This is a genomic window from Actinomadura kijaniata (assembly GCF_014138665.1).
GTDB lineage: Bacteria > Actinomycetota > Actinomycetes > Streptosporangiales > Streptosporangiaceae > Spirillospora > Spirillospora kijaniata.
On the sequence record NZ_JACJIA010000001.1, the window covers coordinates 511,230 to 537,011 of the forward strand.

The following is a 25,782-nucleotide window of genomic DNA, read 5'->3' on the forward strand; positions in this document are numbered from 1 at the left end:
CGGGTCAGCGGGAGGTCGCGGCGGCCACCAGGTTCCGGACCGCCTCGTCGGTCGGCTCCGGGAGCGCGTCGGCCGGGAACCAGCGCAGGTCGTCCGACTCGTCGCTGATCCGGTGGACGGCGCCCGGCGGGGCCACCGCCACGTACTGGACGTCCAGGTGCCAGGACCCCCCGGGGTGGCAGTGCACCCGGTGGCGGTCGAGCCTGGCCGGTTCCGGCCGCAACGTCAGGTCCGCGACGCCCGACTCCTCGGTGGCCTCGCGCAGCGCGGCGGCGGCCAGCGACGCGTCGCCCGGCTCGCAGTGCCCGCCCAGCTGCAACCACGCCTTGATCTTGCGGTGCAGGGTGAGCAGGACCCGCGTGCCGGTGGCGTCCAGCACCAGGGCGCTGGCCGTGATGTGACCGGGGGCGCACGCGCGGTAGACGCCGTCCGGATGCGCGGCCAGATGCGCCAGGAACTCGCGGCGGAGCGCGTCCTGGGCGGCGTCGGGCGCGTCCCAGGCCGTCAGGACCCGCACGGCGTCGGCGTGCAGGGTCCCGGCGGCGGTGAGGCCGGCGGTCACGTGCGGCCGACGCGCGGGTAGCGGGAGCTGGCCCGCTGGCGGCGGCGGCGCTCCTGGTCCTGCGGGCGCTGCCAGCACAGGTCGGACCGCTGGGTCCGGCGGCGTGCCGCGACGAGCGCCGACGCGCGGTCCAGCAGACAGTTGTTCACATGCGGGCGAACGCGACGAAACCTCACGAGCGTTTCTCCGGCCCCTCGTCTCCCTCGCCGTCCTGCGGCTTGTCGTTCGGCCTGTCGTTCGGCTCGTCCTCGCGCGCCTTGTCGGTGAACGCCGAGATGTCCAGGTCGGACAGCCCCTCGATCTCCTCGCGGCCGTGCACGAACCCGTCCGGGTCGTCCAGGTCCTCGGCGGTCGGCAGCAGGTCCGGGTGCTCCCAGACCGCGTCGCGGCCCTCCGTGCCGCGCACCGACGACAGCGTCCGCCACAGCGTGGCGGCCTCGCGCAGCCGGCGCGGGCGCAGCTCCAGGCCGACCAGCGTCGCGAACGTCCGCTCGGCGGGCCCGCCGGTGGCGCGGCGCCGCCGCACCGCCTCGGCCAGCTTCACCGAGTTCGGCAGCCGGTCCGCGGCGACCTCGTTGACGACGGTGTCCACCCAGCCCTCGACCAGCGCGAGGGCGGTCTCCAGCCGGGCCAGCGCCGCCCTCTGCTGCGGCGTCTCCTCCGGCTGCAACGACAGCTCGCCGCCCAGCGCCTCCTGGATGGCCTCGGGGTTGGACAGGTCCAGGCCCGCGACGGCCTGCTCGATGCCCGACAGGTCCACGGTGATCCCGCGCGCGTAGTCCTCGACCGCGCCGAGGATGTGCGAGCGCAGCCACGGCACGTGCGCGAACAGCCGCTGGTGGGCGGCCTCCCGCAGCGCCAGGTACAGCCGGACCTCGTCCTCGGACACCTCCAGGCCCTTGCCGAACGCCTCCACGCCCGACGGCAGCAGCGCGCCCACCCCGTCCGGCGCCAGCGGCAGCCCCACGTCGGTGGAGCAGGTGACCTCCTGGGCCAGCGCGCCGATCGCCTGCCCGGCCTGGCCGGCGACCATCGCCCCGGCCATCTGCCGGACCATGCCGATCAGCGGCCCGGCCATCGCCTGCATCTCGGCGGGGATCTCCCCGCCGCCCAGCGCGCCGCCCATCGAGTCGACCATGCGGGCGGCGATCGGGTCGCAGACCTTGGTCCAGACCGGCAGCGTCTGCTCGATCCACTCCGACCGCGACCACGCCTGCGGCTTGGTGATCCCGGCCGGCAGCGTCGTGCCCTCGTCCAGCCACAGGTCGGCCAGCCGCAGCGCCTCGGCGACCTGCCGGCGCTCCACGTCCACGATCGAGGGGTCGCCGGAGGAGGACACGGTGTGGCGGGCGATGTTCTTGGCCATGTCCCAGTTCACCGGGCCGTCGCCGGGCCCGCCGGGGGCCTGCGCCTGGCCGATCATGTCGGCGAACCGGTGCAGCATGTCGGCGAACTGCCGCATGTCGCCGCCCATGGCGGAGAACGGGTCGCCACCCTGGAACGGGTCCCGGGACTTGTCGTCGTCATCCCCGGGACGGTTGAAGCCGAACGGAGTGTCACTCATCGGTTTGCCCCCGGGATGCATGATGGGCTCATATCCGCAACGTTAGCCGGTCCCGGCGAGGTCGCGTACACAAGGAAGGGGGCACCTCCGTGGCAACGGGCAAGGTTCGCCCTCGGCGTAGCAAGGGTCCGGTCGTCGCCGTCACGGGGGCGGCCGCCGGAGCGGGGCGGCTGCTGGCCGCCCGGCTCGCCGAGCGCGAGGACATCCGCAAGGTCGTGGCCATCGACGGTCACCGCGGCGACGTGCCGGGGGTCACCTGGCGTGTCGTGGACATCCGCGACCCGCTGCTGTCGAACCGGCTGTCGGACGTGGACGTGATCGTCCACCTCGACCTGGAGCGGTCGCCGGAGCTGGACCCCAGGGAGCGCCGCACCCACAACGTGCGGGGCGCGCAGACCGTCGTGACGGCCGCGGCGGCGGCCCGGGTGCGGCGTGTGGTCCTGGTCACCAGCGCGATGGTCTACGGCGCCGCGCCCGACAACGAGGTCCCGCTGCCCGAGGACGCGCCGCTGCGCGCCGAGGCCAACGAGTCGATCGCCGGGGACTACCTGGAGATCGAGGAGCTGGCCGCCAGCGCCGCCACCGTCCACCCGGGTCTCGACGTCACGGTGGTGCGCCCGGCCGCGCTGGTCGGCCCCGGCATCGACACCGTGGTCACCCGGCACTTCGAGGCCCCGCGGCTGCTGTCGGTGAAGGGCTCCACGCCCGGCTGGCAGTTCTGCCACGTCGAGGACCTGGCGTCGGCGCTGGAGCTGGTCGTCGCCGAGGAGCTGACCGGGCCGATCGGCGTGGGCTGCGACGGCTGGCTGGGGACCGAGGAGGTCACCGAGATCAGCGGCAAGCGGGGCTTCGAGCTCCCGGCGGCGCTGACGTTCGGGATGGCGCAGCGCCTGCACCGGCTCGGCATGACGCCCGCCCCGGCCACCGACCTGCACTACGTCGCCTACCCGTGGGTCGTGGACTGCGCGCGGCTGCGGGAGGCGGGCTGGAAACCGCTGTACGACAACGCCACGGCGCTGCGGGTGCTGCTGGAGGAGAGCTCCGGGCGGCACGCGGTCGTCGGGCGGCGCGTCGGCGGCAAGGAGGCCACGATGGCGACCGCGGCGGGCGCGACCGTCGCCGCGATCGGCGCGGCGGCGGCGATCCGGCGGGCCCGGCGGCGCCGCCGCTGAACGGCCGCCGCGGGACGGGAACGGCCGCGCACCCCGCCGGGGTGCGCGGCCGTCCGCGTCCGGGTGGTCAGCTGGCCGAGGCCGTGGGCGAGGGGGTCGCGTTCGGCGAGGCCGTCGGCGACGGCGAGGGGGACCGCGCCGGCTGCTGGGCGGCGGCCTGCTGGGCGTCGCTCAGCGCCTTGCGCGCCTCCTCGATCCGCTTCCACGCCTGGTCCATCCCGGCGAAGTCGCCCTTGCCCTTGGCGTCGCGGAAGTCGGCGAGCGCCTTGTCCAGCGCGGCGATGGCGTCGCGGACCTGCGGGGTGAGCGCCCCGCCCTGCTGACCCTGCCCCTGGTCCCGGCCCCGGTCGCCGCCGGGGGCGGGGGCGGGCACCGACGCCGCGCCGCCGAACAGCTGCTTCATCGCCTCGTCCAGCGTCTGCCCGGAGGCGATCCGGTCGCCGAACCGCACCAGCACCCGGCCCAGGATCGGGAACGGCTGCTGCTCGGCCCCGCCCCCGGCCTTGGCGTACATCGGCTCGACGTACAGCAGGCCCCCGGCGAACGGGATCGTCAGCAGGTTGCCCGCCACCGTCTGGGTGTTGCCGAGGCGCAGCTTGTTCAGCTCCTCCTTGACCCGCGAGTCGGTCTCGAACGAGTTCTGCACCTGCCCGGGGCCCTGCGGCTGGGCGTTGCGCGGCGTCTGGAGGACCTGGATCTTGCCGTAGTCCGGGCCCGGCGTGGAGTTCACCGCCATGAACGCCGCCAGGTTCGGGTTGCCGCGCGGGTTGAACACCGTGGTCAGCGCGAACGACCGTTCGCTCCACCCCGGCATCTGGAGGCTCTGGTAGTACGGCGGCTGCCGCTTGCCCTTGACGCTGGGGTCCTCGGGCACCTCCCAGAAGCCCTCGCCGTTGTAGAACGCCGTCGGGTCGGTGACGTGGTACTGCGCCAGGATGTTGCGCTGCACCTTGAACAGGTCCTGCGGGTAGCGGAAGTGCTCCTTCAGCCCCGGCACCTTGTCGATCTCGCCCTTGGGCAGCACGGTGCCCTTGAAGACCTTCATCCAGGTCTTGGCGACCGGGTCCTGCTCGTCCCACTGGTACAGCTTCACGCTGCCGTCGTAGGCGTCCACGGTCGCCTTGACGGAGTTGCGCATGTAGTTGATGCGGTCGTTGGTCTGCCGCGCCACCGCCGACCGGGTGTCGGTGATGGTGTCGCGGGTGGCGTCGCCCAGGCTCCGCTGCTCGGAGTAGGGGTAGCTGGACGAGGTGGTGTAGCCGTCGAGGACCCACAGGATGCGGCCGTTCACCACCGCCGGGTACGGGTCGCCGTCCAGCGTCAGCCACGGGGCGGCGCGCTGCACCATCTCGCGCGGCGTCCGGTTGTACAGGATCTTCGCGCCGGGCTTGATCGCGCCGGACAGCAGCAGGTTCTTCTCCTGGAACTTGGTCGCGAACAGCAGCTTGTTCAGGAAGGAGTCGACCGCCACGCCGCCGGTGCCCTGGTAGGTGGTGTTCTTCTGCCCGGCCGGGCTGTTGTCGGGGTAGTCCAGCTCCTGCTGCCCCTGCCCGCCGACCACCGAGTACATCGGGGACCGCTCGCCGAAGTAGATCTGCGGCCGGTCCACCCGGATCGTGCCGGCCGGATCGACCGGCATGTCCTTGGTGACCCAGTCGGGGGTGCCGCCGTTGCCGAACTTGTCGCCGTAGGCCGACACGAACCCGTAGCCGTGGGTGTAGACCATGCGGTCCTTCACCCAGGAACGCTGCCCCGACGGCGCGCCCGACAGCTCGCGCAGCGCCACGACCGTGTCGACCGTCCGGTCGCCGATCTTGTAGCGGTCGACGTCCAGCGGGTCGGGGAACCGGTAGAACGGCCGGACCTGCTGGAGCTGCTGGAACGTCTCGCCGACCACGGCCGGGTCCAGCAGCCGGACGCCCTGCGCCAGCTTCCCGCTCTCCTGGCGCAGCTTCCCGGCGTCGCTCTCGACCTTCGCGCCGTAGTCCACGGCGATCTCGGCCTTGTCGACGCCGTAGGCGCGCCGGGTGAACTCGATGTTCCGCTGGATGTACTGCCGTTCCTTGGCCAGCTCGTCCGGCTTCACCTGGAACTGCTGGATCAGCAGCGGGTACACGCCGCCGACCAGGATCGCCGACAGCACCAGCAGCGTGAAGCCGACGCCGGGCAGCATCATGCCGCGCCGCACGATGTTGCCGACGAACATCACCGCGCAGATCACCGCGATGACCGCGAGGATCGTCTTGGCGGGCAGCAGGGCGTTGACGTCGGTGTAGGAGGCGCCGGTGGTCACGCCGCGTTCGGAGTGGACCAGGCCGTAGCGGTCGAACCAGTAGGCGAACGCCTTCAGCGCCACGAACAGCCCCACCAGCACCGACAGGTGCGCCCGCGCGGGCGGCGACATCTTGTCGCCGGGCCCCTGGAGCCGCAGCCCGCCGTACAGGTAGTGGACGATCACCGCCGCGACGATCGACAGGATCACCGTCGCGAACACCACGCCCAGCACCAGCCGCAGGAACGGGTAGGTGAAGACGTAGAACGACACGTCCTTGCCGAACTGGGGGTCCTTCACGCCGAACGGCGTGCGGTTGAGGAACGCCAGCCACACCGGCCACTGGCCCGCCACCGACGAGCCGGTCAGCAGCGCCAGCAGGCCCAGGCCGCCGACCGCGATGAGCTTGCGGCGCGGGTCGATGATGGCCCGGTAGCGCTCCAGTCCCTGCTGTTCCAGCGACATCGGCCGGTGGGAGGGTCGCAGCCGGTAGGCGACGACGACGTTGGCGCCGACGACCAGGGCCATCAGCGCGCCGCCGCCGACGAACAACACGACACGGGCCCACAGCCCGGTGGTGTAGACAGAGGAGAAACCGACGGATCGGTACCAGAGCAGGTCGGTCCAGATCGCCGTGAACACCATGAAGGCGATCAGCAGCACCGCCACGGTGACGAGGACCGGCAGCACCAGCCTGCTCCGGCCGGTCCCGAGCCGGCGCCCGAATCCGGGAGTCCGGAAGGTCAAGAGGCCCCTCCGTTCAGGGTCGCGCCGCACCGGATCCGCGCCGGTGCCGTGTAAGCAACTTACCGAGCCGGGCGGGTTTTTCCGCATGTCCCCGCCCCGAATATGGGAAAGATGGCCCCGTGAGTCTTCTCGAAGAAGTCGTGCTGGATCTGGAACGTCATGCCGCCCAGGAGGGCTGGGACGCGCCGCCGAGGCTGTATGCCCTGGTCAGCAGCTCCGAGCTGCGTGCGGCGGAGCCGGAGCTGGCCGAGCAGCTGGGCCTGCCCGACGACGGTGACTCCCTGGCCGCCCTGGAGCAGGAGGATCTGGACGGGAACCGGACCGTCGAGGACTTCCTCGCCACGATCGCCTGGCCGGACGCCGTCGCCGGGTGCGCGCTGGTCGTGGAGCGGGTCGTGCTGCCGCCGGAGGTCGAGGAGGAGATCCCCGAGGACGAGGGCGAGGCCGCCAGGTGGGCGGCCGAGCACCCGAAGCGCGAGGACGTGCGGATGATCGTGGGGGTGCTGCGCGACGGGTCGCGGTACTCGGCGCTGCGGCTGCGCCGCCACGACGCCGAGGACGAGGTGCTGGCCGGCCCCGAGCTCGTCCCGGCCCTCGCCGAGGCCCTGGCCGCCACCCTGGAGCCCGACGAGCCCGGGCAGACGGGCTGAAAGGCCGCCGGGGGCGCACCGTGCCGCGTCCGGCCGGGTAGCCTGCGGGCTGTGAGCGACGTCATCAGGCTGATCGGGATCCGCGACACCCCCCTGTCGGTGGACGAGGTCTTCAACGCCGTCGGCGACCCGGCCGCCGGCGGCACCACCGTCTTCGTGGGCACCGTCCGCGACCACGACCACGCCCAGGCCGTGAGGGCCCTGTCCTACAGCGCCCACCCCACCGTGGAGCGCGAGCTGCGGCGCGTGATGGAGAAGGTCGCCGCCGACTTCCCGGTGCGGGCCCTGGCCGCCGTGCACCGGGTCGGCGACCTGGAGATCGGCGACCTGGCGGTGGTGGTCGCGGCGTCCTGCCCGCACCGGGGCGAGGCGTTCGAGGCGTGCCGCCGCCTGATCGACGACCTGAAGGCGCAGGTGCCCATCTGGAAGCACCAGACCTTCGCCGACGGCGGCGAGGAGTGGGTCGGAGCCTGCTGAGGGTTCCGGTCCGCATAGAGTTCCTGGCATGTCACGTCGCGCCGCCACCCTCACCGTCGCCAGCGTGCTCGTTCTGGTACTGGGCATGGTGGGTGCGCTGTTGCCCGTCCCCTACGTCGCGCTGATGCCCGGCCCCACGAGCGACACCCTGGGCACCGACGACAAGGGCGTCCCGCTCGTGAGGATCGACGGGCAGCGGACGTACCCGACCGACGGGCACCTGAACTTCACCACCGTCACCTACCGGGGCGGACCGGGCGGGCGGATCGACCTGCTCACGGCGTTGCGCGGGTGGGTCGAGGGCGACGTGGCGATCGTCCCGGAGGAGACGGTCTTCCCCAAGGGCGAGAGCCAGCAGAAGGTCGACGAGGAGAACACCCGCCAGATGCGGGACTCCCAGGAGAGCGCCGAGGCCGCCGCCCTCAACGAACTCAAGATCCCCATCCGGAACCAGGTCCAGGTGGACTCGGTCCAGAAGGGCAAGCCCGCCGAGGGCAGGCTGAAGCCCGGCGACGAGATCGTCTCGGTGGACGGCGCCCCCGCCACGTCGGTCTCCGACGTCACCGGCCGGGTGACCCGCCGCAAGCCGGGCGACCCGGTGACCATCGGCTACCGGCGCGACGGCAAGGACGGGAAGGTGACGCTGACCACCGTCCCGGCGCCCACCGACGCCAAGCGGCCGGTCGTCGGCATCGTGCTCGCCGACCGCTTCAAGTTCCCCTTCAAGATCGACATCAGCGTCGGCGACGTCGGCGGCCCCAGCGCGGGCCTGATGTTCGCGCTGGCGATCTACGACAAGCTCACCCCGGAGAACCTGACCGGCGGCAAGTTCATCGCGGGCACCGGCACCATCACCCCCAAGGGCGAGGTCGGCCCGATCGGCGGCATCCAGCAGAAGATGATCGCGGCCCGCCGCGCCGGGGCCGCGGTCTTCCTGACCCCCGCCGGCAACTGCAAGGACGCCCTGGCCGCCCGCCCCGACGGCCTCCGCCTGGTCCGCGCCGACACCCTGAAGAGCGCGATCGAGTCCATCAACGTCCTCAACGGCGCCAAGGGCACGATCCCGAGCTGCGAGAACCGCTGACCAAACCGATTCGACACCTCCCACCGGATGCCATACAGTTAAGACATCGCCGCGAGGGAGACCCCGCAGGGCGACGGCGCGGGGTGGAGCAGTTCGGTAGCTCGCTGGGCTCATAACCCAGAGGTCGCAGGTTCAAATCCTGCCCCCGCTACCAAGACGAAAAGGGCCCGGAGAAATCCGGGCCCTTTCGCTTTTTCAGGAATTCCGCTCAACCCGTAGATAAGGGAGCAGTCTCCGCAGCGCGACAGCCGCGTGCCAGGACGCGAGCCGATGGTGGTCGTCGTTCTTGTCGGCCCCCGCCAGGTCGGAGATCCCGCGGACGACCGCCCAGCCGTGCGACCGCCCGGTCCCGGCCGAGCGTTCGTGGCAGATCTGGCCGAGCCCGCCGGCCTCCATGTCGATCGCGAGGATCTTGTCGTTGAACCCGGCCAGATAGGCGAGGGTCTCGGCGGCCGAGTCGGCGATCACCGCCTCCCCGGACCCGATCGGGCCGTGCAGCATCCGCATGGTCCGGGTGGTGCCCGCCGGGTCCGCGACCGGGAACTCCGCGGGGTGGTGGTCGCTGAAGAACGCGTTGACCGCGTGCCCGACCCCCGCGGGCGACTCGCGTTCCTCCCCGCGGTGCCGGACCCCGTCGGGTGTGTACTTGCGCAGGTCGTAGTAGACGACGCGGGTGGCGACCACGACGTCGCCCTCGTGGACGTCGCGGTGGATGCCGCCGCCGATGCCGGTCAGGACCACCACCTCCGGGTCGTGGTGGCGCCGCAGGTTCTCGTAGGCCGCGATGGCGGAACGCTGCCCCTGGGCGAGGGCGCGGATCGCGGCGACCGACGTCGGGCCGTCCGGCCCGGACACCTGCCCGGTGTAGAAGCGCAGGCCGTCGGCCGGTTCCTCGTTCAGGCCGAGAGCCAGCCGTACCGCCTGCGTCTCGACGTCGAGGATCGTGATGACACCGACCTGGACGCGTTCGCGGCTCCGGCCCCCGTCGGTGCTCCGCTCGGCGTGGGGCGCGGTGATGTTGACGACGGGACGGTGGCCGACGGCGGAGGAGTTGACGTTGGTCGTGCCGCCGTGCGTGACGATTCCGCTGACGTGCGGTTCGCGGGTCATGCGTGGGCTCCCTGGACGGTGGCGTCATGGCCGCCGTGCGGAACGGCGGTTCCGAGGTTGACCTGGGCGCTGTCGCCGACCGCCGAGTTGGTGATGTCGACGCGGCCGCCCATGTTGAGCACGTTGGCGCTGATGATGGTCTCGGCGCGCCTCTCGAACGCGGAGGTGTCGACGCCGCGCGACCGGAGGAAGTCCTTGACCGCCGTCAGCAGCCGCAACTCGATGATCTTCATCTGGTCGAGGATCACCGGCTTGTCGAAGTCGGCCGACCGCCAGTCGGCGGCGACCTCCTCCCGCACGCACACCTCGGGGCTGCGTCCCCAGCCGCCGCCTCCCCGGCGGACGCGCAGGCTCCGGGCGAGCACCCACGGCGCGACGACCAGCCGCCACGAGTCCAGCACTTCGAGGGGGAGCCGCCGCAACGCCGCCAGGCCCGCCAGCGCGGGGGCGCGGTGGGGGACGGGCCGTCCGTGGAGCCGGTAGCGGGACGGCGTCCGGGTGAGCGCGCAGGCGGCGAAGTCCAGGCTGAGCGACCGCCCCTTCACCGTGACCCGGAGGAAGACCGTGGTCACGAGTTCTCCCGAGGAGGTCGTGCGGATCTCCAGGAAGTACTGGGCGGGACCGTACGGCTCGTTGATGATCCGGCGCAGGGTCTCGGGGGCGCAGCGTTCCGTCAGGGCCTTGCGGACGTCCGGCGCGTCGCCCTCGGCGAAGTAGATCCGGTTGGCGACCTGGTACCCCGGCATGCGGGTCAGGTCGGAGGGCCTGCCGATCGCCTTCATCCTGGACCGCAGGTGCTCCACCAGTTCGTGGGCCTGGAACGGGGGCGTGACGAACTCGCGGCCCCCGTCGACGGGGAGCACCGGGTGGCCGGCGCCGTTCGCCAGGGCCGTGCCGCGCCGGTCCCGCAGCAACTGGACGGTCAGCGGGGGTAGCCAGCGGTGCACGAGCTCGCCGCTTCCGACGAAGAAGTTCGGATCGTCGTCCGGTTCGAGCCGGAGCAGGGGGACGCCGTCGTCCTTCTTCGGCTCGGGCCTGCGGTAGACGGCCACGGGATGGCGTTGCTGCCGGTCGATCACCTCCTGGCGGCGGCTGAGCCGTGGCGGCCCCAGCGGACCAGGGTGCCGGGTGCTGTTCAACGCCCGCTGCCAGGCCGCCGTGAGCATCGCCGTGACCACCGCGATCAGCGTGAGGAGGACCGCGGACCAGGCGAGCACCCACAGGAGGGGGACGCCCGCGCTCCACGCCGACACCGCGGGGGTGACCATCATCACCCCGCAGCAGGCGGTCCCGAGCTTGAGCCGGCGGGTCCGTTCCTTCAGCCGGTTGGCGTCGTCGAGCTCACCCCGCGTCTTGTACCGGTGGAACCACTCGGCACGGGCGGTCCGCAGGCGGATCCTGAGGACCTCCGGGGTGAGCCGGAGGAGAGGCCGGGCCAGCCCCCACAGGCCGAGCGCGCACACGACGGTCAGCGCGGTCGGCAGGCTGGACCAGGCGGCGATGAGCAGCAGCGCCACGGTGCACCCGTGCCGGGTCGTCTCCAGCACCCAGCAGCGCCAGGCGTGGTCGACGACGGGAACGAGGTCGAAGCCGTAGGAGGGGGCGACCCGGTGGACGGTGTCGTGGCGGATCCGCCGGAGGACGAGGTCACGGAACTCGCGGTCCAGGTAGACGCCCGCGCACAGGTGGCGGGTCGTCTCGTCGCCGCGCTCGCTGCGCTCGGCGGGGGGTTTGGTGAGGGAGACCGGTGGTGCGTGCGACATGCGACCCCCACAGGGTCCGATTTCAGGTCGATGTGACCTTAAAAAGGGATCGGGTTAAAGTCAATACGACCTTTAAGGGGTGCGGGTGTCCGAGAACTCTGGTGGGCGGCGGCCGGCGGATCCGGCCGCCGTCACGGTGGACCTGGTGATCTTCACGATCCGGGGGGACGAGCTACGCGTGCTGCTGGTCGAGCGGGGCAACGCGCCGTACCGGGGGCGGCTCGCGCTGCCGGGCGGATACGTGCGGCCGGGGGAGGGCCTCGACGAGGCCGCCCGGCGGGAACTGGCCGAGGAGACCGGGCTGGACGGGCGGCTGCACCTGGAGCAGTTGCGCGCCTACGGTGATCCCGATCGGGACCCGCGCGGGCGGGTGGTCACGGTGGCCTATCTCGCGTTCGGGCCCGACCTGCCCGTGCCGGTGGCGGGGAGCGACGCCCGCGCGGCGCGGTGGGAGGCGGTGGAACCGCTGGTGTCGGGGACGACGCCGCTGGCGTTCGACCACGCCGACATCCTGCGTGACGCGCTGGAACGGGCACGGGCGCGCCTGGAGTACACGACCGTGGCGGCGGCGTTCTGCGCGGAGCCGTTCACCGTCGCCGACCTGCGGAAGGTGTACGAGGTCGTCTGGGGCGCCCCGCTGGACCCCAGTAACTTCCGCCGGAAGGTGACCCGCGCCGAGGGGTTCCTCGAACCGACGGGCGGACGGCGGGTGCCCGAGGCCGGACGGCCCGCCGCGCTGTACCGGCGGGGACCGGCGAAGGCGCTGTCACCACCGCTGTTGCGTTCCGGGGACCAGGTCAGCCGCTGAGCCCGACCGCGGGGAGGGAGATCCAGCCTCGGGTGAACGGGGAGGAGATCCGTTGCGCCGTTGCCAGGTCCACGGTGATCTTCGGGTGGGCTCCCAGCAGCTCCTCCAGGGCGATGCGGGCCTGGAGTTTGGCCAGGTGGGAGCCGATGCAGAAGTGCGGGCCCGTGCCGAAGCCCAGATGGCGGGGGATCTGCCGGGTGATGTCGAGGGTGTCGGCGGACGGGCCGAACTCGCGATCGTCGCGGTTGGCCGCGCCGTAGAGCATCATCACCTTCGCGCCCTCGGGGATCCGCACGCCGTGCAGCTCCACCGGACGGGTCGTGGTGCGGGCCAGCGCCTGGACCGAGCCCTCCAGGCGCAGGAACTCCAGGAGGGCGCCGGGGATCAGGGCCGGGTCGGCGGCCAGGGCCGCCTGCTGGCCGGGGTGGGCGTGCAGCAGGGCCAGCGCGTGGGAGACCAGGTTGCCCGTGGTGTCGTTGCCGCCGGCGACCATCACGAAGCAGAAACCGAGGACGTCCCAGTCGGTGAGGCGGTCGCCGTCCAGCTCGGCGGTGGTGAGGGCGCTGATCAGGTCGTCGGACGGGCGCGTGCGGCGGGCCCTGATCACCTCGGAGAAGTAGGCGAACATCTCCGCCACCGCCCCCGCCGCGCCGCCCGAGGCCAGCGCGGCGGTGTCGAAGCCGTCGTCCTGGAACGTCGTCAGCGCCGCCACCCACGGGTCGAAGCGGGCGCGGTCCGCCTCCGGGACGCCGAGCAGGTGCGCCAGGGTGAACGTGGGGAGCGGCGAGGCGAGGTCGCGGTGCAGGTCCACCGGCTCCCCGGCCGCCGCCCGGCGTTCCATCCCGGCGACGCGCGCGCGGACGTGGTCGCGGACCAGATCCTCCAGGGCGGCCACCCGGCGCGGGGTGAAGGCGGAGCTGACCAGGCGGCGCAGCGCGGTGTGCCGGGGCGGGTCCAGCATCACGATCGTGGGGGCCAGGCCCAGCGCGCCGATCTCGTCGGGGTGGAAGGTCAGGCCCTGGGCCGAGGAGAACGTCCCGGTGTCCCGCACCGCGTTCCAGACGTCCTCGAACCGCGACAGCGCCCAGAACGGCGGGTCGTCGTGGCGGTGCACCGGGTCCTCGTCGCGCAGCAGCCGGTAGGCGGGGTAGGGATCAGCCTGGAACGCGGGGTCGAACGGGTCGTACACGCGGCCTCCGTCCTCGGTTTGCCTAAGGTTCCCCGTACCCATAGAGTTAAGACATCGCCGCGAGGGAAACCCCGCAGGGCGACGGCGCGGGGTGGAGCAGTTCGGTAGCTCGCTGGGCTCATAACCCAGAGGTCGCAGGTTCAAATCCTGCCCCCGCTACCAAGACGAAAAGGGCCCGGAGAAATCCGGGCCCTTTTCGCTTTCCCGGTGGAAAGACCCCGGGGCGGGCGGTTCGGGGGACGTGGATACCCTGGGCGAATGCGGAAGAGTGCGGCGGCGGCCCTGGACGTGTGCGGGGTGCTCGTGTTCGTGGCGATCGGACGGGCCTCGCACCAGGAGGCCGCGAGCCTGGCGGGGTTCGCCACCACGGCCTGGCCGTTTCTGGTCGCGCTCGCGGTCGGCTGGCTGGTGACGCGGGCCTGGCGGGGCCGGGCCGAGGCGCTCGTGCCGGTCGGCGCCGGCGTGTGGGCGTCCACGGTCGCGCTCGGGATGGCGCTGCGGGTGGTGTCCGGGCAGGGGACGGCGACCGCGTTCATCGTCGTGACGTGCCTGTTCCTGGCGCTGACGCTGCTCGGCTGGCGCGCGGTGGCCCTGCTGGTCGCCCGCCGCCGGACGCCCGCCGCGCGCTAGGCGCGGAGGGCCTTCATCATCAGGGGCCAGGAGCGGTGCAGCTCGTACTGCCAGTAGGCCCAGCTGTGCGTCCCCTTCGCGTACAGGTGCGTGGTGACGGGGATGCGCAGCTTCCTGAGGCGGTTCAGGAACGGCACGGTCGTGTAGTGGCAGAACTCCTCGGCCGGGTCGACGGCCTGCGCGTCCGGCCGGTCGAGCGGGCCCTTGAGCCCCTTCCTCGCGACCGACACGTACAGCCGGGTGCCGCGTAGCCGGGAGGCCTGGGTGACGGGGTCGTGCGCGGCCCACACGTTCCGCTGGAAGATCGGGTGCCCCCACATCGCGTTCTTGTCCACGAACGGCCCCAGCCCCGACAGCCCGGTCATCAGCACCTCCGGAACGCCCGGCGACAGCGTCGAGCAGAACCCGCTGTAGGAGGCCGCGAACCGGAACATCCCGGGGTGGCGCGCGGCGTAGATCAGCGCGCCGTATCCGCCGGAGGACTGCCCGATGACCGCGCGGCGCCCGCCCGCCCGGTACCGGGCCTCCAGCAGCCCGCGCAGCTCGGTGAGGTGGAACGTCTCCCACGCGGGGGAGCCGCCCCGCCCGTAGTTCCACCAGTCGGTGTAGCCGCCCGCGTAGCCGCCCTCCGGCATCACGACGATGACCTGGTGGCGGGCGGCGAGCCGTTCGATGTCGGTGCGGCGGTACCAGGCGTCGTAGCGGTCGTTGCCGCCGTGCAGCGCCCACACCGCCGGCCAGGTCCGCCGCGCCTTCCGCGACCACCCCCTGGGCAGCAGCAGCCGGACCTTGACGTTGCGGCGCATGGCCCTGGACGCGACGGTGAGGTCGAGGGTGCGGGCGTTGATCCTCTTCTCGGCGACGACCCGCGCGCCCGCGGCGTCCGCGGTGCCGGTGAGCAGGCCGCCGCCGAGGGCGGCGCCGGTGGACAGGATCGCGGTCCGGCAGAACGTGCGGCGGGTCTCCATGCGGGCCTCGTTCCGGGAGCGGGTGGGGTGGCGTGAAGGTAACAACGGAGTGAACCGGTCGGTAACCCATGGAGGTGCGAAATTCCAGCGCCCCGGTTGTCACGTACGTCACAAGGGCCCATCCGGAAAGCGCTGGTTGACGGAAACGTCGCCGCGCTGGTGAAGTTACTCCTCAGTCACGTGCGTGACGGTGAGCACCTCGAAGGGGACTCGGATGGCATCTGCGCTGCGGGACTGGCTGGACAAGCCGAACTCCGGACGCGGCGTCCACTTGGCGACCGACGACGGCGGCTGGGAGTACCGCGACTACGCGAGCCTCGCGTCCGCCGCGCGCCGCACCGGCGCTGCGCTGATCGAGGCCGGCGTGCGCCCCGGGGACGTGGTGTGCGTGGTGCTGCCCACCGACTTCACCTGCGTCGAGACCTACTTCGCCGTGTGGGCGGCGGGCGGCACCGTCTGCCTGATCACCCCGCCGCTGTTCCAGGACGGCGACGACTACGTCGCGCACGTCGCGGCGATCCTGCGGCAGGCCCGGCCCCGGCTCACCATCGCCTCCGCCGACCTCGCCGACCTGGCCGGACGCGCGATGGCCGAGGCCGGGATCGACGGCGGACCGTGGCGGCCGCGCCAGGCCGACCGCGAGTGCGAGATCCAGGAGGCCGGGGAGCTGGCGCTGCTCCAGTTCACCTCCGGCTCCTCCGGCGCGCCGCGCGGCGTCATGGTCACCTGGGCGAACCTGGAGGCCAACACCGAGCTCATCGCGCGCTGCGCGGGCTACGACGACGAGGACGAGGTCGCCTCCTGGCTGCCGCTGTACCACGACATGGGGCTGATCGGCACGTTCCTCACCCCGATCACGCGGCAGGGCAGGCTGCGGCTGATGCGGCCCGACCACTTCATCCGCGACCCCGCGCGCTGGATCCGCTGCTTCGCCGAGGCCCGCCACACGGCCGCGCCGCCGTTCGCCTACGCCTACGTCGCGCGCCGCGTGAAGCCCGAGCAGCTGGAGGGCCTGGACCTGTCGGGGTGGAAGACCGCGCTGGTCGGGGCCGAGCCGATCGACCCGCACTCGCTGGAGGTCTTCGCGGAGCTGCTGGAGCCGCTGGGGTTCCGGCGGTCGGCGTTCAAGCCCGCCTACGGGATGGCCGAGACGACGCTGCTGGTCACGGTGGACCACCTGCCGCGCGACCCGCTGGCCGTGCGGCCCGACAACGAGGCGCTGGCGTTCGGCGAGCCGGTGGTGATCCTGGAGCAGCACACCCTGGGCGCGGAGTCGCGGGGCGCGAAGGCGGGCTGGGTCGTCGGGTGCGGGACGCCCGAGGACGACGCCCCCGTCACCATCGTCGACGACGAGGGCCGCGAGCTCCCGCCGGGACGGCTCGGCGAGATCGTGGTCGGCGGGGAGTCGGCGTGCCCCGGCTACTACGCCGGGGCCGAGGGGAAGTCCACGCGCTTCAAGGGCGGCCGGGTCCACACCGGCGACGCCGGGTTCCTCTTCGCCGGGCAGCTGTTCGTGCTCGGGCGGATGGGCGACAGCATCAAGGTCCGGGGGCGTTCGGTGTACGTCGAGGACCTGGAGTCGAAGATCGCCGAGGTGACGCGGCTCGGCAAGGGCCGGATCACGGTGACCGCCGTTCCCGGGGCCGGGACGAAGGGGCTGGTGCTGTTCGCCGAGACGCGGGACGACGGGTGGGCGGACGACGTGCGCGAGACGCTGCGGCGGCGCCTCGGCGAGGACGTCGAGCTGACCATCGTCGTCGGGTCGGGGCTGATCCAGCGGACGTCCAGCGGCAAGCCGCGGCGGCGCTACATGTGGGAGCAGTTCCAGGCGGGCCGCATGCCGGACGCGCGGGTCGTGTCAGGCCCCTGAGCTCGGTAAGTCAGCAGTGGCGTCAGCCACACGGGGGCGGGTTTGTCAGTGATCGCATTGATAAAAGCCCCGATACTGGACACGATGTCGTTGACTCTGTGAGAGGTCGACGATGCCCCCTGTTGCCAGAACACTTCTCCGGTTCGGCTCCCGGCTGGGAGCCACCGCCCAGAACGCGCTGGAGGTCGCCCGCTTCGGCGGTCTGGACACCGCCGACGAGGACGCCTCGCCGTGCGAGGTGGTGACCGAGCAGCGGATCTACCGGCTGCGGCACTACTTCCCCGGCGCGGCCGGGGACGGCGACAAGCGCCCGGTCATGCTGCTGGTCCCGCCGCTGATGATCAGCTCGGAGGTGTACGACATCTCCTCGCGGGTCAGCGCGGTCGCCGAGCTGCACCGGCGCGGCGTCGATCCGTGGGTGGTGGACTTCGGCGCGCCCGAACGCGAGCCGGGCGGGCTGGAGCGGACCGTCACCGACCACGTCCTGGCGGTCAGCGACGCCATCGACCGCGTCCGCGAGGCCACCGGGCGGGACGTGCACCTGGCGGGCTACTCGCAGGGCGGCATGTTCGTCTACCAGGCCGCCGCCTACCGGCGCAGCAGGGGCATCGAGTCGCTGGTGACGTTCGGCAGCCCGGCCGACACCAGCGTGGGGCTGCCGTTCGGGCTGCCGAGCTGGCTGGCGGCCGAGGGCGCCGAGCGCATCCCCGACGCGCTGCTGCGCAGCCTGGACATCCCCGGCTGGGTGACGCGGACCGGGTTCCAGCTCCTCAGCCCGGTCAAGTCGGTCCGCAGCCGGATCGACTTCCTGATGCAGCTGCACGACCGGGAACGCCTGGCCCCGCGCGAGCGCCAGCGCCGCTTCCTGGAACGCGAGGGCTGGGTCGCCTGGCCGGGGCCCGCGCTGGCGGAGTTCATCCGGCAGTTCATCCAGCACAACCGGATGCTGACCGGCGGGTTCGTCATCGGGGACCGGCTGGTGACGCTGGCCGACATCACCTGCCCGGTGCTGACGTTCGTCGGGGAGGTCGACGAGATCGCGCCGCCGCCGATGGTGCGCGGCATCCGCCGGGCCGCGCCGCGCGCCCAGATCCACGAGGTGTCGCTGCGGGCCGGGCACTTCGGGCTGGTCGTCGGGTCGGTGGCGATGGCGCAGACCTGGCCGGTCGTCGCCGACTGGGCCCGGTGGCGGGCCGGGGCGGCGGACCTGCCCGAGCCGGTCACGACGGTCACCGGCGACGAGGAGGCCGCGGCCCCGGCGCTGCCCGGCGGGGCCGCCGGGTACGGGCTGCAACTGGTCGCGGGCATCGGCGGCAACGCGGTGCGGTCGGCGGCGACCACGGCGGTGCGGGCGGTGCGCGGCTCCCGGCAGCTGTTCGGCGAGGCCGCGCAGAACCTGCCCCGGCTGGCCCGCCTGGAACGCATCCAGTCCGACACCCGCATCTCCCTCGGCCTGCTGCTGGACGAGCAGGCCCGCCGCGTCCCGCAGGACGTGTTCTTCCTCTACCACGGCCGCGCCCACACCCACGACGCCGCCAGGCGCCGCGTCGACGCGGTGGTCCGCGGGCTGATCCACATCGGGGTGCGGCAGGGCGACGCGGTCGGCGTCCTGATGAGCACGCGCCCGTCGGCGCTGGCGCTGGTGGCGGCGCTCAGCCGGATCGGCGCGGTCGCGGTGCTGCTGCGCCCCGACGGCGACCCCGAACGCGAGGCCGCCCTGTCCGGCGTCACCCGCGTGATCGCCGACCCCGAGCACGCCGAACGCGCCGCGCGCCTGCCGCGGGTGCGCGGATACGTGCTGGGCGGGGGCGGCGGCCCGGACCGCGACCTCGCCCTGCCGCTCGCGAAGCTGGGGCTGGAGGACATGGAGCGCATCGACCCCGAGGCCGTCGCCCTCCCCGGCTGGTACCGGCCGAACCCGGGGCGCGCCGGGGACGTGGCGTACGTGCTGTTCACCGGGGACGGCGAGCACCTGAAGGCCAGCCGGGTCACCAACCGGCGGTGGGCGCTGTCGGCGTTCGGCACCGCCTCGTCGGCGTCGCTGTCCCCGGCCGACACCGTCTTCTCCATCACCCCGCTCCAGCACCCGTCGGCGATCCTGATGAGCCTCGGCGGGGCCGTGGTGAGCGGCGCGCGGCTGGCGCTGGCCAGCGCCTACGACCCCGAGACGTTCTGGGACGAGGCCCGCCGGTACGGCGCGACCGTCGCCTCCTACACCTGGTCGCTGCTCAACGACCTGGTCAACGCGCCCCCGCACCCCGGCGAGCGGCACCACCCGGTGCGGCTGTTCATCGGGTCGGGCATGCCGCGCGGCCTGTGGCGGCGGGTCGAGGAACGGTTCGCGCCCGCGCGGGTGCTGGAGTTCTACGCCTCCACGACCGGCGAGGCGATCCTCGTGAACCTGTCGGGCAAGAAGCCCGGCTCGCTGGGCCGCCCGCTGCCGGGCAGCGCCGAGGTGCGCCTGGCCCGCTACGACCTGGAGAACGGGCGGCTGGCCCAGGGACCCGACGGGTTCGCCGTCGAGTGCGATCCCGAGGAGATCGGGATGCTGCTGTCGCGGGTGCGCCCGGCCGCGATCGCCGCCGCGCCGCGCCCGGTGCGCGGGGTGTTCGCGCCCGGGGACGCCTGGACGATCACCGGTGACCTGTTCCGGCGCGACGCCGACGGCGACTTCTGGCTGGTCGGCCGGGAGGCGGAGCTGATCCGCGCCGCCGAGGGGATCGTCCCGCCGGGCCCGATCCGCGACGCGCTGGGCGACCTGCCCTACATCGACGCGGTCGCGGTCTACGGCGTCGATGTCAACGGCACCGAGCTGGCCGCCGCCGCCGTGAGCCTGTGCGGCGACGAGCGGCTGAAGCCCCTCGACCTGTCGGAGGCGCTGCTGCGGGTGGAGCCGGAGCTGCGCCCGGCGGTGGTGCGGGTGGTGGACCGGATCCCCCTGACCGTCGGCCACCGCCTGGACACGCGGCCGCTGCGCGCCGAGGGCATCCCCGGGGCGGACGGCCGCACGTACTTCCGCGACCGGACCGGGGCGTACCGTCCGTTGACGGAGACGGCCCGCCGCCGCCTGCTGAAGACGGCCCCGCCGAGAACGGCGTCCCGCTGACGGCCTGGACGGTGTTCCCGGCCCTGGCCCACGGCGCCCGTCCGGGGTGTTCGCGCAGCTGTGAAACGGGCTCCTAGTACCCGGGGCCGAACGCGCGCAGGAACGTCTCCACGGCGGCGTCCGCGAGGGCGTCCAGGATCGCCCGGTGCTGGGGCCGGTCGGGCTGGCGACGTTCGCGAGCCTGTTCGCGCTGCCGCTGGCGGGACGCCTGTCGGACCGGATGGGATCGCGGGCGCTCACGCAGATCGGGTCGCGGACCGGCGAGGCGGGGGCGGCGCTGGTGGCGCTCGCGCTGGGGCTGGGCTGCGTCGGCGCGCCGACGATGGGGGCGCTGTACCGGACGCCGCCCCCGGCGGGGGTCCCGCAGGGCGGCTCGGTGCTGTACATGCTCGACCAGCTCGGCGCGTCGGTGGGGACCGCCATGGTCGCGTGGTTCGCCTGCGGCGCGGTCGCGGCGGTCCTGGCGGTGAGTTTCCTGTTGCCCGGCCGTCCGCGGGAGGCGCCGGGCTCGTTGGTCCCTCAGGAAGCCGAAGTGGAGGCGGGAACGCGATGACGACGTGGACGGCGGCCTACCGGTCGGCCATGGTGAGCCCCTTCGAGTCGATGACGCTGGTGCACGGGCCGCGCGGGTTCGCCGACCAGACGGTGCGGCAGGTCGTGCGGGTGCGGGGCGAGGGCGAACGGCTCCGCGTGCGGTTCAGCAACCTCTACGGCGCGCGCCCCCTGGTCGTCGGGCGGGTGGTCGCCGGCGGCGCGGCGGTGACGTTCGGGGGCGGGGCCCGCGTGACGGTGGGCGTGGGGGAGGAGGCGGTGAGCGATCCGTTCGCCTTCCCGCTGAAGGGCGAGGCGGACCTGACGGTGAGCGCCTACCTCCCGGAGGAGACCGGGCCCGCGACCTACCACCCGTTCGCGTTGCGGACCACGTGGATCGCGCCCGGGGACGGGGACGCCCCGGGCGGGGAGGAGAGCGAGTCGGGGTTCTTCCTCAGCGGCGTCGACGTGGCGGCGGAGGCGGGGCGGCCGGTGGTGGCCGCGTTCGGGGACTCGCTGACCGACGGGGTCGGCACGACGCCGGGAGCGGACCGGCGGTACCCGGACGTGCTGGCCCGGCTGGTGCCCGCGGCGTCGGTGGTCAACCTGGGCATCGCCGGGAACCGCCTGGTCAGCGACGAGTTCGGGGAACGCGGTGTGGCCCGTTTCGCGCGGGAGGTCCCGGCGGTCCCCGGCGTCACGCACGCGGTCGTGCAGGTGGGTCTCAACGACATCGGCATGCCCGTGGTGTTCGACGTGCCGCCGGTGACGTTCGACGAGCTCACCGCCGGTTACCGCGCCATCGCCGGGACCGCCGCGCGGCACGGGATCACGGCCGTCGTGGCGACCGTGACGCCGTTCGGCGGCGCGCAGCCGCCGGGGGTGGACCTCGCCGCGGAGGAGGCGCTGCGGCGGCGGCTCAACGCCTGGCTGCGCGCGAACGAGGCGGGCTTCGCGGCGGTCGCCGACCTGGACGCGGCGCTGCGCGACCCCGCCGACCCGTCGGCGCTGCGGCCGGACCACGACAGCGGCGACCACCTGCACCCCGACGACGCCGGGGCCGAGGCAATGGCGGAGACGGTGGCGCGGGCGCTCGGCATCTAGCGGCGGATGTGGACGTGGGTCCCGTTCGGGACGAGCCGGGCCAGCCGGTCGGCCGTGTGGAGCGGGACCCGTACGCAGCCGTGGGAGGCCGGGCGGCGGGGAACGTTCATCGACCCGTGCATCGCGAAGCCGCCGTGGAAGTACAGCGGCCGGTACATGTAGCCCAGCCGGGCGCGGTGCCAGCCCTTCACGCGGCGGAAGACGCGGAAGTCGCCGGTCGGGGTGCGCGCGACGCCGCAGGCGCCCCTCTCGCAGTAGTGGCGGCCGGTGCCCGAGGAGACGTGGCTGATCAGGACCGGGCGGCCCCGCCGGTAGACGGTGAGCAACTGGCGGCGCAGGCTGATCTCGACCCGGCGGCGCGGGCCGCGTTCGAGGCGGCGGGGCTGGCGGGGACGCTCCAGCGCGCGCCGGACCGGGGCGTCCACGATCCCGTCGGGCCTCATCCGGTGGACCTTCTGGAACGCCCACACCGCCGCCTCGGTCTCCTTCCCGTAGCGGCCGTTGCGGTCACCGGGGTCGTAGCGCAGGGCGTGCAGGCGTTTCTGGAGTTTCAGGACGGCGGCCCCGGAGTCGCCCGGGCGGACGGTCGCGGGCGCGGGGCCGGGAGCGAACGGTCCCAGGGTCAGCACGCCCGTGAGGACGATGGCGACGATCATGAGCGGAGGCTAGGGCCGGGCGGCGGCGGCACCCGGGGGACGACACGGACATCCGGTCGCCCTTTACCCAAATGACCGGGCAGTCATTATCTGGCCGCCGCCTCTGGACTTCCGGGTGTCGGGTGCGTTACAACAAAGCTACAGATTTCGCCCTTTTGTTCCACCCCCCCTGGCGGTGCGCGTCGCGCGTTCCGGACGTTCGGAGGGCCCATGGCCAGCATCCTCGCCCGTCCCCCCGAGGGCAGCGGTCTCAAGCCGGTGATCGGCGAGCCCGGACCCCCCTACATCGGCAACACGCTGCGGACGATGCGGCGGCCGTTCCAGGTGGCGCGGGAACGCTACGCCCAGTTCGGCCCGGTGACGTGGAGCTGGCTGCTCGGGCAGCGGACCGTCACCGTGCAGGGGCCCGAGGCGGCCGAGCAGGTGCTGGTCAACCGGGACAAGGCGTTCGCCAACGGGCCCGCCTGGAGCTACTTCATCGGCCCGTTCTTCCACCGCGGCATCATGCTGCTGGACTTCGACGAGCACCTGCACCACCGGCGGATCATGCAGCAGGCGTTCACCCGGCCGCGGCTGCACGCCTACATGGACATGATGGCCCCGAGCATCGGCGAGAGCCTGGACGCCTGGCGGCCCGGCCCCGGCTTCAAGGTCTACGACCACGTCAAGCAGCTGACGCTGGACCTGGCGACCGACGTGTTCATGGGGGTGTCGCTGGACCGGGCGGAGGCCGACCGGATCAACGGCGCGTTCATCGACGCGGTGCGGGCCGGGACCGCGTACGTGCGGTTCCCGGTCCCGGGGCTGCGGTGGCACCGGGGCGTGCGGGCCCGGAAGGTGCTGGAGGGGTTCTTCCGCGCGCACCTGCCCGCCAAGCGGCGCGACGGGGGCGACGACCTGTTCGCGGCGCTGTGCCAGGCCGAGACCGACGACGGGCACCGCTTCACCGACGACGACGTCGTCAACCACATGATCTTCGCGTTGATGGCGGCGCACGACACCACCACCATCACGCTCACCACCATGGCCTACCACCTGGCCCGGCACCCCGAGTGGCAGGAGCGGCTGCGCGAGGAGTCCCGCGCGCTCGGCAGGCCGGTCCTGGAGTTCGCCGACCTGGACGCCATGACCGGCATCGACATGGTGATGAAGGAGGCGACGCGGCTGGTCGCGCCGGTGCCCGCGCTGCCGCGCCGGACCGTCAAGGACACCGCGATCCTCGGCCACCACGTCCCGGCCGGGGTCACCGTCGTCGTGCCGACGCTGACCAACCACCACATGCCCGAGTGGTGGCCCGACCCCGAACGCTTCGACCCCGAACGGTTCTCGCCCGAACGCCGCGAGGACAAGGTCCACCGGTACGCCTGGGAGCCGTTCGGCGGCGGCGCGCACAAGTGCATCGGGCTGCACTTCGCCGGTATGCAGGTCAAGAGCATCCTGCACCAGTGGCTGCTGCGGTACCGGTGGAGCGTGCCCGCCGGTTACGAGTGGCCGCTGGACACCACCTCCCTGCCCTCACCGAAGGACGGCCTGCCCGTCCGCCTCGAACGACTGGAGACCACCGGATGAGCAAGGTCATCGCGATCACCGGCGCCGCCCGCGGCATCGGCCTGGCCACCGCCCGCGCCCTGCGGGACCGGGGCGCGACCGTCGTCATCGGCGACATCGACGAGACGGCGGCCAAGGAGGCGGGAGCGGCGCTGGGCGTGACCGCGCTGACGGTGGACGTCACCGACCGCGCGTCGTTCACGGCGTTCCTGGACCGGGCCGAGGAGGCGCACGGACCGCTGTACGCGCTGGTCAACAACGCGGGCATCATGCCGATCGGCCCGGTGACCGGCGAGTCCGACGCCGACGCGCGCCGCTGCATCGACATCAACGTCCACGGCGTCATGCTCGGCACCAAGCTCGCCATCGAGCGCATGCGCCCGCGCGGCCGGGGCCACGTCATCAACATCGCCTCGGTCGCGGGGCTGCTGCCGACACCGGGCCTCGCCCTCTACAACGCCAGCAAGGCCGCGGTGGTGGCGTTCACCGAGTCCACGCGGCTGGAGATGCTGGGCACGGGCGTCCACGTCAGCCAGGTGCTGCCGTCGTTCACCAACACCGAGCTGATCGCGGGCACCCGCAGCCCGAAGGGGCAGAAGAACATCGAGCCGGAGGACGTGGCCGCCGCCGTGGTCGCGCTGATCGGCCGTCCGCGCGCCGAGGCGGTCGTCCCGGAGCGGTACGGCCGCCAGGTGCGTCTGGGCGCGCTGTTCCCGGAGAGGGTCCGCGAGTTCGTGATGCGGCGCTACGAACTCGACAGGGTCTTCCTGGAGTACGACGCCCAGACGCGCAAGGTCTACGACGACCGCATCCGCGGCTAGCGGGCGGCGAGGAACGCGGCGTTCTCGGGGTTGTCGGCGGGGTCGTTCGAACGGATCCCCGTGCCGACGCCGAGCAGCGTCGCGGTGCCGGGGACGTGCGCGATGCCCTCCACCTGGACGCGCGTCCCGGGCAGGGAGGGCAGCCCCGCGTTCTTCCAGCGGCCCGCCCGCAGGTTGACGAGCGTGTCGGCCTGCTGTCCCGGGCCGCCGGTCAGCCACAGGCCGCCGCGCCCGTCCGGCACCGGGCGGGAGAGCGCGAAGCGGTAGGCGGGCGTGGCGACCCGGCTCCAGCGGCTGCCGTTCCAGCGCCACACGAGCGGCGTGTACTCGTCGTCGCCGTCGGGGTCGGGACGGCTCACGCTGCCGCCGACCGCCCACGCCTCCTTGGCCGACACCTGCCGGACGCCGTTGACCACCGACGTGCCGAGCCCGGTGCGGGGGATCCCGGCGGACTTCCACGCCCGTCCGTCCCAGCGCCACACCTGCGCCCGGGAACGGTCGTCCACCCCGGCGGCCCAGCCGTGCTTGGCGGAGGTGAGGTGCAGGGCGCTGAGGTGGCGGGCGCCGGGGACGGAGACGGCGCGCCAGGTGCGGCCGTTCCAGCGCAGCAGGCCGCCGGCGGTGGCCACCCACACGTCCTTCGGCGACACCGCGTCCACGGCGTCGACGCCGCCGCCGCCGACGGAGCCGGCGGCCCGCCAGGAGCGGCCGTTCCAGTGGTAGGCGGTGACGTTCCGCGCGGCCGAGCCGTCCTCCCCGAACGCCCACACGTCCCGGTCGGAGGTGGCGTCGACGCGGTGCAGGCCGACGCCTCCGGTGGCGGGGACCTTGGCGGGGGCCCACTTGGCGCCGTTCCAGCGGTACACCAGCGGGGCCATGCCTCCGGTCTTGGGGTCCGACGCCTCACCGACCGCCCAGGCGCTCTTCTTCCCGACGGCGGCGAGGTCGTTCATGGAGTCGTACACCGGCAGGCGGCCGACCGAGGTGACCTTCCATTTCTGCACCGGCGCCGGCGCGGCCGCGGCGACCCCCGCCGTGAGCGGGACGGGTAGCAGGGCCGCCACGACGACGACCGTTCCTCGTGTTCTGACGCGCATGTGTCCTCCCCGTGTTGATCTTTTCTCTAAGACGTCGCGGGGGGGACACCGGT

General features: G+C 73.2%; 22 protein-coding genes and 2 tRNA genes. 14 read left to right on the forward strand and 10 right to left on the reverse strand.

The features are described from left to right. Positions 1 to 4 precede the first annotated feature (4 nt). From HNR61_RS02350 to HNR61_RS02360, 3 genes are read right to left on the reverse strand one after another with little or no spacing between them, the layout of a single operon-like run. Positions 5 to 562, reverse strand: coding sequence for an NUDIX hydrolase (locus tag HNR61_RS02350; RefSeq protein WP_312897731.1), 558 nt, complete (start codon positions 560 to 562; stop codon positions 5 to 7). After that, positions 559 to 711 (reverse strand): hypothetical protein, encoded by a 153-nt coding sequence (locus tag HNR61_RS02355; protein ID WP_157420524.1) that lies wholly within the window; start codon positions 709 to 711, stop codon positions 559 to 561. The genes HNR61_RS02350 and HNR61_RS02355 overlap by 4 nt, the downstream gene beginning before the upstream one ends. Before the next feature lie 23 nt (positions 712 to 734). Further along, a complete protein-coding gene (locus HNR61_RS02360; protein ID WP_182841436.1) occupies positions 735 to 2,126 on the reverse strand; it encodes a zinc-dependent metalloprotease in 1,392 nt (463 codons plus the stop codon). A gap of 89 nt (positions 2,127 to 2,215) precedes the next feature. Between HNR61_RS02360 and HNR61_RS02365 the strand changes: the two genes are divergently transcribed. Further along, a complete protein-coding gene (locus HNR61_RS02365; RefSeq protein ID WP_182841437.1) occupies positions 2,216 to 3,298 on the forward strand; it encodes an NAD-dependent epimerase/dehydratase family protein in 1,083 nt (360 codons plus the stop codon). 67 nt (positions 3,299 to 3,365) lie between these two features. On the opposite strand, the gene HNR61_RS02370 is transcribed toward HNR61_RS02365, so the two are convergent. Then, positions 3,366 to 6,317, reverse strand: a complete 2,952-nt coding sequence (locus HNR61_RS02370; RefSeq protein WP_182841438.1) for a UPF0182 family membrane protein — start codon at positions 6,315 to 6,317, stop codon at positions 3,366 to 3,368. Between the two features lie 119 nt (positions 6,318 to 6,436). Here HNR61_RS02370 and HNR61_RS02375 point away from each other — a divergent pair, with 119 nt between their 5' ends. From HNR61_RS02375 to HNR61_RS02390, 4 genes are all read left to right on the forward strand, one after another. Next, positions 6,437 to 6,967 (forward strand): PPA1309 family protein, encoded by a 531-nt coding sequence (locus HNR61_RS02375; protein WP_067831529.1) that lies wholly within the window; start codon positions 6,437 to 6,439, stop codon positions 6,965 to 6,967. A gap of 51 nt (positions 6,968 to 7,018) precedes the next feature. Further along, complete coding sequence (locus tag HNR61_RS02380) at positions 7,019 to 7,444, forward strand: molybdenum cofactor biosynthesis protein MoaE (RefSeq protein ID WP_312897732.1); 426 nt, start codon at positions 7,019 to 7,021, stop codon at positions 7,442 to 7,444. 28 nt (positions 7,445 to 7,472) lie between these two features. Beyond that, positions 7,473 to 8,528 carry a YlbL family protein gene (locus tag HNR61_RS02385; RefSeq protein WP_182841439.1) on the forward strand — a complete coding sequence of 352 codons (1,056 nt, stop codon included), beginning with the start codon at positions 7,473 to 7,475 and terminating at the stop codon, positions 8,526 to 8,528. A 77-nt stretch (positions 8,529 to 8,605) separates the two neighbouring features. Next, positions 8,606 to 8,682: transfer RNA gene (locus tag HNR61_RS02390), tRNA-Met, on the forward strand. 41 nt (positions 8,683 to 8,723) lie between these two features. On the opposite strand, the gene HNR61_RS02395 is transcribed toward HNR61_RS02390, so the two are convergent. Beyond that, the gene (locus HNR61_RS02395) at positions 8,724 to 9,638 is read right to left on the reverse strand and encodes a 5'-methylthioadenosine/S-adenosylhomocysteine nucleosidase family protein (protein WP_182841440.1); all 915 of its coding nucleotides are present in this window, start codon (positions 9,636 to 9,638) and stop codon (positions 8,724 to 8,726) included. After that, positions 9,635 to 11,401, reverse strand: a complete 1,767-nt coding sequence (locus tag HNR61_RS02400; RefSeq protein WP_182841441.1) for an AbeC-like domain-containing protein — start codon at positions 11,399 to 11,401, stop codon at positions 9,635 to 9,637. Before HNR61_RS02400 ends, HNR61_RS02395 begins: the two co-directional genes overlap by 4 nt. An 85-nt stretch (positions 11,402 to 11,486) precedes the next feature. Between HNR61_RS02400 and HNR61_RS02405 the strand changes: the two genes are divergently transcribed. Next, on the forward strand, positions 11,487 to 12,209 hold the full coding sequence (locus HNR61_RS02405; RefSeq protein ID WP_182841442.1) for an NUDIX hydrolase: 723 nt from the start codon (positions 11,487 to 11,489) through the stop codon (positions 12,207 to 12,209). Here the strand turns inward: HNR61_RS02405 and HNR61_RS02410 are convergent. Beyond that, positions 12,199 to 13,398 carry a cytochrome P450 gene (locus HNR61_RS02410; protein ID WP_312897733.1) on the reverse strand — a complete coding sequence of 400 codons (1,200 nt, stop codon included), beginning with the start codon at positions 13,396 to 13,398 and terminating at the stop codon, positions 12,199 to 12,201. The genes HNR61_RS02405 and HNR61_RS02410 overlap by 11 nt on opposite strands. A gap of 85 nt (positions 13,399 to 13,483) precedes the next feature. Here HNR61_RS02410 and HNR61_RS02415 point away from each other — a divergent pair. Both HNR61_RS02415 and HNR61_RS02420 read left to right on the forward strand, forming a co-directional pair. Next, positions 13,484 to 13,560: transfer RNA gene (locus tag HNR61_RS02415), tRNA-Met, on the forward strand. Between the two features lie 96 nt (positions 13,561 to 13,656). After that, positions 13,657 to 14,028 carry a DUF3054 domain-containing protein gene (locus HNR61_RS02420; RefSeq protein WP_182841444.1) on the forward strand — a complete coding sequence of 124 codons (372 nt, stop codon included), beginning with the start codon at positions 13,657 to 13,659 and terminating at the stop codon, positions 14,026 to 14,028. On the opposite strand, the gene HNR61_RS02425 is transcribed toward HNR61_RS02420, so the two are convergent. Next, complete coding sequence (locus HNR61_RS02425; RefSeq protein ID WP_182841445.1) at positions 14,025 to 14,996, reverse strand: alpha/beta hydrolase; 972 nt, start codon at positions 14,994 to 14,996, stop codon at positions 14,025 to 14,027. The genes HNR61_RS02420 and HNR61_RS02425 overlap by 4 nt on opposite strands. Positions 14,997 to 15,210: 214 nt before the next feature. Between HNR61_RS02425 and HNR61_RS02430 the strand changes: the two genes are divergently transcribed. The 4 genes from HNR61_RS02430 (at position 15,211) to HNR61_RS02445 (ending at position 21,607) form a co-directional block, all read left to right on the forward strand. Continuing rightward, positions 15,211 to 16,866, forward strand: coding sequence for an AMP-binding protein (locus HNR61_RS02430; protein WP_182841446.1), 1,656 nt, complete (start codon positions 15,211 to 15,213; stop codon positions 16,864 to 16,866). A gap of 112 nt (positions 16,867 to 16,978) precedes the next feature. Further along, the gene (locus tag HNR61_RS02435; protein ID WP_182841447.1) at positions 16,979 to 19,972 is read left to right on the forward strand and encodes an alpha/beta fold hydrolase; all 2,994 of its coding nucleotides are present in this window, start codon (positions 16,979 to 16,981) and stop codon (positions 19,970 to 19,972) included. A gap of 145 nt (positions 19,973 to 20,117) precedes the next feature. After that, positions 20,118 to 20,525 (forward strand): hypothetical protein, encoded by a 408-nt coding sequence (locus HNR61_RS02440; protein ID WP_182841448.1) that lies wholly within the window; start codon positions 20,118 to 20,120, stop codon positions 20,523 to 20,525. Further along, entirely contained in the window at positions 20,522 to 21,607 is a 1,086-nt protein-coding gene (locus tag HNR61_RS02445) for a GDSL-type esterase/lipase family protein (RefSeq protein WP_182841449.1), read from the forward strand. The genes HNR61_RS02440 and HNR61_RS02445 overlap by 4 nt, the downstream gene beginning before the upstream one ends. Here the strand turns inward: HNR61_RS02445 and HNR61_RS02450 are convergent. Further along, on the reverse strand, positions 21,604 to 22,263 hold the full coding sequence (locus tag HNR61_RS02450) for a L,D-transpeptidase family protein (protein ID WP_182841450.1): 660 nt from the start codon (positions 22,261 to 22,263) through the stop codon (positions 21,604 to 21,606). The two genes, HNR61_RS02445 and HNR61_RS02450, sit on opposite strands and share 4 nt — an antisense overlap. A gap of 210 nt (positions 22,264 to 22,473) precedes the next feature. Between HNR61_RS02450 and HNR61_RS02455 the strand changes: the two genes are divergently transcribed. Continuing rightward, a complete protein-coding gene (locus tag HNR61_RS02455; RefSeq protein ID WP_182841451.1) occupies positions 22,474 to 23,832 on the forward strand; it encodes a cytochrome P450 in 1,359 nt (452 codons plus the stop codon). Continuing rightward, positions 23,829 to 24,632, forward strand: coding sequence for an SDR family oxidoreductase (locus tag HNR61_RS02460; RefSeq protein WP_182841452.1), 804 nt, complete (start codon positions 23,829 to 23,831; stop codon positions 24,630 to 24,632). The genes HNR61_RS02455 and HNR61_RS02460 overlap by 4 nt, the downstream gene beginning before the upstream one ends. On the opposite strand, the gene HNR61_RS02465 is transcribed toward HNR61_RS02460, so the two are convergent. Continuing rightward, on the reverse strand, positions 24,629 to 25,729 hold the full coding sequence (locus HNR61_RS02465; RefSeq protein WP_182841453.1) for a beta propeller repeat protein: 1,101 nt from the start codon (positions 25,727 to 25,729) through the stop codon (positions 24,629 to 24,631). The genes HNR61_RS02460 and HNR61_RS02465 overlap by 4 nt on opposite strands. Between the last annotated feature and the right edge of the window lie 53 nt (positions 25,730 to 25,782).